Genomic DNA, 10028 nt, shown 5'->3' on the forward strand with positions numbered 1-10028 from the left:
TAATGATAGATTATAAAGACGAAGTTATACAAAACGATTTGAAATTAATTACAAGTCAAAATTATATTTCTTGGGATAAGTTAAAAGGTAAAACAGTATTAGTAACGGGTGCTAGCGGGATGTTGGCGACTTATATGATTTATACACTTGCCTATTTAAATGATAATTTTGCATATAATATAAAAATTATTGGAACTGTTAGGAACATTGAAAAAGCAAGTTTAAAATTTTCTTCTTTAATTTCAAATGAATATTTTGATTTAATTAGACATGACGTAACAAAAGAGTTTACATATGATGGGAAAATTGATTATATTGTTCATGCAGCAAGTAATGCAAGTCCAAAATTTATTATAAATGACCCTGTGGGGATAATTAATGCTAATACAATTGGGACTCTAAATCTTTTGAATTTTGCTAAGGACCATCCTATAGAAAATTTATTATTTTTATCTACTCGTGAAGTTTATGGTAAAGCTATCAGTGATTATATTGATGAAAATTCCTATGGTGGTTTTGATATCTTAGAAAGTAGGGCATGTTATCCAGAAAGTAAGCGCATGGCGGAAACACTCTTAAAATCATTTAATGATCAATTTGGTGTACCATTTACTATTACTAGGATTGCACATTCATACGGTCCAGGTATGCAATTGAAGGATGATGGACGTATAATGAGTGACCTATTATTAAACGTTGTTAACTCAGAAGACATTATATTAAAGAGTGACGGAACTGCTGAGAGAGCATTTTGCTATATTGCTGATGCAGTATCAGCTTTATTCTTGGTTTTGCTTGACGGAGAAAATGCTAATGCCTATAACGTTGCTAATGAAGATGAACCTATCCAAATTCGAGAATTAGCTAAAAAGTTAACAGAAATATTTGCGGAAAGAAATATATCAGTAGTTTTTGATATTCCAAAGCAGATGGGATTAGGATATAGCAAAATGGGAAGAACTAGATTGAACACAGAAAAAATTGAGCTTCTGGGTTGGCGTAAAAAAGTTTCTTTAGAGCAGGGACTTGTTAATACAATAAAAGCAATAGAGGAATAAGATGGTAAAAACAGCAGTCTTAATGGCCACATATAATGGTGAAAAATTTGTTAAGGAACAATTAGAATCAATAAAAAATCAAGAATTGAAACCAGATTATGTTTTTATCAGAGATGATCAATCTACTGATTCTACAGTAGAAATTGTAAAATCTTTTATTGAAGAAAATTCGTTGTCTAATTGGATTATAGAAAAAAACAAAAAAAATTTAGGTTGGCGATTAAATTTTCGTGCATTACTTTTTGATGTCTTAAATTATGAGGTTGACTATGTTTTCTTTTCAGATCAAGATGATACATGGTATCTAGATAAAAATAGAAAACAAGTAGACATAATGGAAAATAATAAGGAAATTGATGTTTTGAGTGCCGATATTGATATAATAAAAATATCTGAAGAAGCAACAGTTCCTAATCAATATAAATTTAAAGATGACTCTCAAAAAATAAGTCAATATCCAAATAATATAAATTATGTAAATTACAGACAAGGTTGGACTTTTTGCATAAGAAAATCATTTTTAGATCAAATTACTCCTAAATGGACGGAGGATAGAATACTTTCACACGACAATCTATTTGCTGGTATATCGGGATTCTTAGGAACAGGCTACAATTTAAATGAAGCTGTAGGAGTCCATAAAAGGCATGGAGGAAATGCTAGTGGAAATTTGTTAAATCTAAAACAACCGTATTCAAGACATGTTTCAGAGCTATTAATTGTATTAAGTTATTACCAAATTCTATACGATGTTGCTCAAGAAAGAAATTCAGATAAAAGTGGCTTAGTTAAAAATTATTTAAATTTTTATCTTCAAAGATATAATAATGCAAAAGATAGAAGATTTAGTGGAACAATACGTCAATTGCTCTTTTCGAGAAAGTATTATGTTGATTTCTCAAATTGGGCAAGGGACATAGTGTTTCTATTTAAAAAGTAGGAGGTTAGCTATGAAGAAAATTAAGATTTTATTGCTTTTTTTAATTGCAATACTTCCTTCTGTAACAGTTACGGCAGATGTTAAGGATGATGAAAAAGAAGTAATAGCCCAGATTCTGTATAATAATATTCCAGAATCTGGAAGAGGTGTTTTAGCTACAAATTATTCGGTAGTATATGATAAGTTGATAAATGGAAAATTGACTAAAGAAAATTTTCAACATCAATCATATTCCATAGTAAGAGTTAAATATGCAGAAACAAGTACAGATTTTTCAGTTGAAGTTTCCAAAGGGATTGAATTAAAACCTGGGAAAAAATTAAAATCCGAAGAAGCTACAGTTGTTATTAGTAGCCTATATAAAAATAGTAAGGACTTTTTAAATTATCTTAATAATGATGATAATGGTAAAGAAGAAAAACCAGTAAAAATGACAACTCCGGGGTCTAATAGATCGTTTATGACAAACGAGGACGGAAAAATAGTTGCAAAATTAAAAAAGGGATATACTATATTTGAAACAGATTACAAAAGAAGAATGGTAACTGGTACATTTATCAACGATGATACAGATATTGTTGAAGTTGGTTCTTCGAAAATTGTTGATGGATTAAAAATAGACATATCCAATATTAAAGCTAAAAATGATTCAAATGCTCTGTCTGCTGACTATGGACAGCAAGTAATTTATGAGTTAAATATTGATCGAAAAAAATTATCTGGAAATGGAGTTGTGACTTTACATGCTTCTCCCAACTTCGTTGTTGAAAATATAAATGTTCCACATGAAGATGAATTAATTGATAATTTTAAAAAAATTGAAGTTGGTCCACAACAAGGAAATTATATTAATTATCAGTTTTCAAATTTTGAGGATGCAGAAAAATCTGTTAATCGTAAAATTGCAAATGCACTATTTATTAAGTCATACTCTGTAAATTTAAAAGATATCAGTACAAATAAAATTATCGTTACTGGTCATGTTTCATCTCAAGCAGATTATAATATTGACTTCAAATTTAATGATGGAAGTGGTTATAAGGAATTTCCTAATTATAAATTTACTTCAAAAAACAATAGTGAAATTCAGGGAGTTTATGTTGATTATACTGATGAGAATGGACAAATAATCCAAGCAGTTTCTCCATTGATTAGAACATATGGAATTAATTTTGTTACTTTTGATGGACACGAAAATAATTTGTTACATGGAGCTTCTTATACTATTGGTAAATATTCAGAAAATGGAGATGTCTATCTATTATCAAAGGACAAAGATGTCTTTTCGTGGAAAAAAGAAGACTTTAACATTTATGAACAGGATTTAGCTTCAAAAGTAAGAGAGAATTCAAATTTTGTTTTCGACGGTGGTAAAGTTATTAATATTGATGGGACAGAAGATGAGATTGAATTGTCAAAAACTCAATTTAGCTACAATAAAAAGGAAAATGAACAAGCTAATAAATCATTGATCCAGTTAAGAGGTCTTTCTGATAATGGTGATTACTTTATATGTCAAGTAAATCAAAAATCGGGTATTCAGGATAACAATAAAATTTATAAGTTTTCAGTTAGCACTGATAGTATTTCAAAAGCTCAGTTTGAAAATTATCTTGTAAATGGTTATATACCTGACTATTCTACCAATAATAATGAGTATAATGCTATAGAATTATTGAAGAATGGTGAAAAAACAGATACTCCAATTAATCCTTACTTACGTATAGGAATAATATTTGTATCAATATTATTAATTGTAATGCTATCAGGCATTTTAATACTTAAAAAATATTAATTATCGAGGTAAATATGGAATTTAAAAAAATAAATAAATTTAAAGAAAAAAATATACCTAGATATTTTTTAATTATTGGTCTATTTGTTGGTACTATAATGACACTAGTAATGCCAATTTTTAATGAGCCAGATGCTCGTTATCACTTAGCTGTGTCAGGTAAAATTGTTGGAATTAATATTGATGTATCCACTTATGGTGAAACTAATATAAGCTCAGGAATGAAGAAACAAAAAGAACCATATGAAAATGGATTAGATGTTGTCTTGAAAAAATATTACTTTACCAAAGTGAAGACGACAAACTATGAAAACCTACCTAGAAACATTGATTATCGCTATGACTACGTTTTTTGGGGTCATATAGTTCCAGCTATAGGTGTATGGATAGGCTACCATGTATATTCTTCTCTGGGTGTTATAATCATATTTGCTCGTCTTATATCCATGCTATTTGTTATTATATCTATGTACTTTATTATTAAGAGACTTAAAGTTGGAAGGTTACTATTCTCAGCTGTAACACTTAGTCCTGTTATAATAAATCAATCAGCAAGTTTATCTTATGATGCTACTAGTTATGTAATTACAAGTTATTTTCTAATGTTAGCAATTAACGCTATTTATGAACGTAAATTTACAAAATCCACTGGTAAAGAGTTAATTATATCTACTATATTGATTGCCCTCTTTGCAAAAAGAAATTTCTACTTATTGATATTATTGATCCCAGCATTAATATTATATTGTGATAATGAAATTGTTTTTCTCAATAAAATAAAAGAAAAAGTAATAAAACTATGGAATTGGATTTGTTCTCTAAGGAATAGTATGAAAGTATTATTGGGAATGGGTATTTTGACACTTGCATTCGCTTTATTTACAGTTATGTCAATGAGCTACGGTGGGCCAATTCATGTTATTATGAGAATGATCAGAACATTTATTTTTAATAACGGTGGAGATGGTCGAGACCCATCTATGGGCTTGCTAGTTGCACCATATCAAGAATTTAATTTCGTACCTAAATGGGAATACGGAATATGGATGGTGATGATGGCTTTGATATTATTAAGCGAAATGAAGTTTGTAAATAAGATTTCAATGAGTATTTTTGCCCTATTGATTTTTGCTCTTAATTTATTTGGTGTTTACTATGGATTCTTAAGCTTTGATGGTGCAACTACGGGAGCAATTAGTGGAGCGCAAGGTCGATATTTTACACCTATGATACCAATTTTACTTATATTCTTTGGATATGATAAATTTAAATTAAAAATTAATAAAAATAAATATTTTATGATAGGAGTTTTTGCTATTGCAGTATTTTCAAATTTTCATCTAATTTTTACAACAATATACGGATTAATAAAACAATAATAAGCATCAGGAGACTAATTAATGAAAGTTGTTAAAAACATAATATATAATACTGGTTATCAAGTCTTGATGCTTTTATTTCCATTAATAACAGTTCCATATGTCTCTCGAGTATTGGGGAAAACAGGAATTGGTATTAATGCTTATACTTTTTCAGTTTTATCATTCTTTGTATTATTTGCCAATCTGAGTGTTTTAACTTATGGAAACAGAGAGATAGCATATGTACAAGATGATAAGGAAAAAAGGAGTATAATCTTTTGGGAACTTATGATCATCAAAGCCTTCGCGACTTTCATTTCTATAGCACTATTTCTTTTCCTTCTCTTCTTCTTTTTTAGAAAATGGTATTCTTACTATCTGATACAATCAATTATGCTAATAGCTACTCTTACAGATATCTCTTGGTATTTCATGGGAGTAGAGGAATTTAAAAAGATTATTTTAAGGAATACTGTCGTCAGGATTGTAACTGTAATAGTAACCTTTGTATTTGTAAAAGAACCTTCTGATTTGTGGATTTACATAGCTACCGCACCTGTATCATCATTATTAGGTAATTTGAGTACGTGGACATTTATCAAAAATGAAATTGCCCCCCTTGATATAAGGAAAATAAACCTAAAACATCATTTTAAGCCTGTTTCTATGCTATTTTTACCTCAAATTATTATGCAAGTATATCTTGCTTTAAATAAAGTTATGCTTGAAAGTATGGATTCAGTAGTATCTTCGGGATTTTTTGATCAATCAGATAAAATAATTAGGGTTGCATTAACGATTGTTACAAGTTTGAGTGCCGCAGTAATACCTAGAGTTTCTAATCTGGTTTCAAATAATCAACATGAAGAAGTTGAAAAAATAATTCAGAAGACTTTTTCTTTAGTAAATGCTATTGGGATACTCTTAATGTTTGGTGTTATGGCTGTTTCAAGCACTTTTGCAATTTATTTTTTTGGTAGTGAATATGAGCCTGTAGGGTTAGTGATGTTTATACAATCAATAATGATTGTATTTGTTGCATGGGCAAATATAACTGGTATGCAATATTTATTACCAACTAATAGATTAAAAGATTTTACAATGTCCGCGATCATGGGGTTAATTACAAACATTGTACTGAATTTAATTTTGATACCTATATGGGGTGTATATGGCTCTGCAGCGGCTACTGTTTCTACCGAAGCAGCTGTTACTTTATATCAATTTTGGGTCTTGAGAGACACTTTTAAAATTTCAAGATTAATGAAAGACACTTGGAAATATTTAATAAGTGGAGTGATTGTATTTTTTATTGTTAGATATTTAAATAATATTATGAGGATATCTTTCTTGAATTATATTATACAAGCGGGTGTTGGAGTGATGGTTTATACATTAGTTTTAGTCATTTTAAGAGCAGATATTATTAAGGAGTTAATGAATCTGGTAAATACAGTAAGAAATAAAGAGGCAAAAAATGGATAAAACAATAGCAATTTTTTCTGGATACTATCTTCCTTTTTTGGGAGGAGTTGAGCGCTATACTGATAAGTTGATGTTAGAAATGAAAAAAAAGAATTATAAAATCATCATTGTGACAACCAAGTATGACGATTTATTAAAAGACTATGAAGTAAATGATGAAGGATTTGAAATTTTTAGATTACCAGTATACAATCTTTTTAAAAGTCGTTATCCTATTATTAAAAAAAATAGTGAATACAAAATAATTATGAAAGAACTTGAGAAGAGAAACATTGATTTTATTGCATGTCAGACAAGATTCCATCTAACAACTTTGGTAGGTTTAAAATATGCAAAAAAATTTAATATTCCTTCAATGGTTCTTGAACATGGAAGTGATCACTTTACTGTTAATAATAAATTTTTGGATTGGTTTGGGGCCATCTATGAACATATGCTAACATGGAGGCTAAAAAAGCTAACTGATAACTTTTATGCAGTATCTAAGCGTTCCACATCTTGGCTTGAACATTTTAAAATAAGATCAAGAGGTGTTATTTATAATTCAGTTGATGAGACAATTTATGATTCTTTTAAAAATAAAAAATTTAAGCATGAATTTAAAAATAAACTTGTCATTACATATGCTGGTCGTATAATAAAAGAAAAAGGTGTGGAAATGTTGCTAAAGTCTTTCATGTCTTTAGCTAATACTGAAAATATAGAGTTAGTAATAGCAGGTGATGGTCCTATATTAGATGAGTTGAAGAAACAATATAAACAAAGAAATATATTATTCGTAGGAAAGTTAGACTTTGATGATACAATTACTTTATTAAACAGAACTGATATTTTCTGCTATCCTTCTATGTATCCTGAGGGCTTGCCTACTTCTATTTTAGAGGCTGGGATTATGAAATGTGCTGTTATCGCCACTGACAGAGGTGGGACTGTCGAGGTAATAAATTCTCCTGATTATGGAATTATTATTGAAGAAAATCAAGATTCCTTGACATCTGCACTTGAAAAATTAATAAATGATGAAAATTATCGTGATAGTATAAAAGAAAATCTTCATGAGAGAATAGAAAATAATTTTACATGGAAAGTGACTAGTGAAAAGTTTGAGAATGTTTGTAATAAAAAATAGTATCGAATTTTCATTGTAAATTAAAGTTTATTAAATTATATTGGCTCTATAATAGATCGTGTGGAATTGTAAAAAATCCACACGATTTTTTTGCAAAAAAATAGCAACTACTTTACAGTGATATGCGTCAAAACCAACAAGTTAAAGGAGTTGTTACATGGATAAGTTTACACGAGAATTACTAGATTTACAAAATGAGTTTTTAAAATTCAATGATGACTGCTTATTCTATGAATATTACAAGTATGGAATTACATGTAATATAATCACTGGAAGCTACGAACTAATTCCCTCCCATTATAAAAATTTGATGTAGATTGGTTAGACTCATCTAATTTGTATGATCACGGTAATATTCCAAATAAAAGAAAAATTCAATCAACTGAAATTAATGGTTTGAAAACAATACTTAAATTATCAACACCTCATTTTATGTGCCGCCATTGCTCATCAACCTCTTCTTCTCAACTACCTAGTAAATTTGTACTACCTAGGCAAAGTATATCTTGTAAACTATATTACCACATACTATTTGATCTTAAAAAGAAATGGCTTTCATAGCAATTGATGGAGTTACTCATGAACTTCATACGTTGATTGATGATAGAAGGATTTATTCATTAATCAATGACTTCCTTCAATCTCCTCAAAGTGAAATAACTAAGGTTAAATATTTGGTTATGGATATGAATGCTAGCTATGGCAGATTAATTAAAGTTGTGTTCCCAAATGCTGAAATTATTACTGATCGTTTTCACATCGTGCAGCAGATTACATGTGCTTTTAATGTGCTTAGAGTTAAAGTATTACTTTATAGTTAATGTTATCTATAGTTTGTATTATTAACTTAAAAGACAACTATTATCTTGTCAGTTTAAGAATATATATAAAACTACAGAATTGAGCAATTGAATTTTTAAGAGTAAGGGATTGAATTTATTTTACTCTTTTTCGTTTTCGGACAAAACATAATTATCATATATAAAATATGAGATAAATATATTCAAAACTATAATTTTATGTGTTGTTTGTAAATTTGTATAATATTTTATAGATAGTCTGTAGAATTGATAAATAATGTACGAGTCACTTAGGCTAGTTTTGTTATTTTAAAATATAAATTTAAACATTTTTTGCTTTTTCTCTGTTATAACATTATAATGTAAATATGCGTGTAGATAAGGAGTATTGAGTGAAAAATAAGAATAAGATATCGTTAATTGTGTTTATATTGTCTATGGCAAGTATATTTTTTTCAAGTGAAGTTTCTGCAGCAAGCGCTGTAAATGATTATATTTTGAAAAATAAAATAAAGCCAGCAAGTGAGAGTGTGAAACTTCAAATTAATATGCAAGATTCAAAAAAAAATGGTGGATTTAGCATGGAATTTGATTCAGGTAAACCATCTCTAGTAATTATTCATGAAGTGGCTACGGAAGGTTCTACTGTAGATAATGAGATTACCTATATGGTACGAAATCAAGAAAATGCTTTTGTTCATTCATTTGTTGATGCTAATTCTATTAAGACAATAGCCAATACACGTTTGAAGGCGTGGGGGTCAGGACCGTTTGGAAATAAGTATGGTATTCAAATTGAACAAACGAGGGTAACTTCAAAAGAACAATTTGCAAGACAAATAACAAACTTAGCAAGTTGGACAGCTGATCAATTAATTGCATATAATTTGGGTGAGCCAAAAGTAGTATCTGAGTCAAACAAAAAGTTGGATGGGAATTTGGCAAGTCATAGAAATATATCATATAAATGGGGTGGAACTGATCACGTAGACCCAGATTGGTATTGGTCAAATCGAGGTAACCGTTTTTTTGCTCAAGGTTATGATATGTATCAATTTAGAGATTTAGTAGCAAATTATTATAAACAAAAAGTTAATACAGACTTACGAGGTGCAAAATATAAAATTGGTAATACTGTCCAAATAAAAACAAGCGCATCTTATGAATCAAATGGAAGTGATTTGAAAGCTTATCGTACTTGGGTAGGTACTATATCAGCAGTTAGAGCAGACAATAAATCAAAATCAAATTATTCATATACAGTAACATATAAAAATGGCCAAAATACTGTTCAAAGTGTTTATGTTTTAGAGCAAGATCTTCAACAACCAATTGCTCTGAAATACAAAGTAGGAGATACTGTTCAAATAAGAGCAAATGCATCTTATGAATCAAATGGAAGTGATTTGAAAGCTTATCGTAACTGGGTAGGAACAGTCAAGTCAGTTAGAACAGACAAT

The 10028-nt window shown here is 29.1% G+C and carries 7 protein-coding genes and 1 pseudogene; all 8 read left to right on the forward strand.

The annotated features are described in order from the left end of the window. The first annotated feature begins 2 nt into the window (after nt 1-2). Entirely contained in the window at nt 3-1058 is a 1056-nt protein-coding gene (locus BG261_RS09715; protein WP_070793141.1) for an NAD-dependent epimerase/dehydratase family protein, read from the forward strand. 1 nt (nt 1059) lies between these two features. Next, nucleotides 1060-1998 carry a glycosyltransferase gene (locus tag BG261_RS09720; RefSeq protein WP_070793113.1) on the forward strand — a complete coding sequence of 313 codons (939 nt, stop codon included), beginning with the start codon at nt 1060-1062 and terminating at the stop codon, nt 1996-1998. A 10-nt stretch (nt 1999-2008) separates the two neighbouring features. Further along, nucleotides 2009-3793, forward strand: a complete 1785-nt coding sequence (locus BG261_RS09725) for a hypothetical protein (protein WP_070793114.1) — start codon at nt 2009-2011, stop codon at nt 3791-3793. A gap of 14 nt (nt 3794-3807) precedes the next feature. Further along, nucleotides 3808-5172, forward strand: coding sequence for a DUF2142 domain-containing protein (locus BG261_RS09730; protein WP_070793115.1), 1365 nt, complete (start codon nt 3808-3810; stop codon nt 5170-5172). Nucleotides 5173-5193: 21 nt separating this feature from the next. Beyond that, nucleotides 5194-6639, forward strand: a complete 1446-nt coding sequence (locus tag BG261_RS09735; protein ID WP_070793116.1) for an oligosaccharide flippase family protein — start codon at nt 5194-5196, stop codon at nt 6637-6639. Next, nucleotides 6632-7768 carry a glycosyltransferase family 4 protein gene (locus tag BG261_RS09740; RefSeq protein WP_070793117.1) on the forward strand — a complete coding sequence of 379 codons (1137 nt, stop codon included), beginning with the start codon at nt 6632-6634 and terminating at the stop codon, nt 7766-7768. The genes BG261_RS09735 and BG261_RS09740 overlap by 8 nt, the downstream gene beginning before the upstream one ends. A gap of 548 nt (nt 7769-8316) precedes the next feature. After that, nucleotides 8317-8589, forward strand: a complete 273-nt coding sequence (locus BG261_RS09745) for a transposase (protein ID WP_070793118.1) — start codon at nt 8317-8319, stop codon at nt 8587-8589. 371 nt (nt 8590-8960) lie between these two features. Beyond that, nucleotides 8961-10028: pseudogene (locus BG261_RS09750) on the forward strand (N-acetylmuramoyl-L-alanine amidase); the annotation flags it as partial.

This window comes from Floricoccus tropicus, from assembly GCF_001832905.1.
In the GTDB taxonomy this organism is placed as follows: domain Bacteria; phylum Bacillota; class Bacilli; order Lactobacillales; family Streptococcaceae; genus Floricoccus; species Floricoccus tropicus.

Coding starts and splice junctions, on each gene's coding strand:
- BG261_RS09715 (WP_070793141.1), top strand. CDS start 3: ATGATAGATTATAAAGACGAAGTTATACAAAACGATTTGAAATTAATT.
- BG261_RS09720 (WP_070793113.1), top strand. CDS start 1,060: ATGGTAAAAACAGCAGTCTTAATGGCCACATATAATGGTGAAAAATTT.
- BG261_RS09725 (WP_070793114.1), top strand. CDS start 2,009: ATGAAGAAAATTAAGATTTTATTGCTTTTTTTAATTGCAATACTTCCT.
- BG261_RS09730 (WP_070793115.1), top strand. CDS start 3,808: ATGGAATTTAAAAAAATAAATAAATTTAAAGAAAAAAATATACCTAGA.
- BG261_RS09735 (WP_070793116.1), top strand. CDS start 5,194: ATGAAAGTTGTTAAAAACATAATATATAATACTGGTTATCAAGTCTTG.
- BG261_RS09740 (WP_070793117.1), top strand. CDS start 6,632: ATGGATAAAACAATAGCAATTTTTTCTGGATACTATCTTCCTTTTTTG.
- BG261_RS09745 (WP_070793118.1), top strand. CDS start 8,317: ATGGCTTTCATAGCAATTGATGGAGTTACTCATGAACTTCATACGTTG.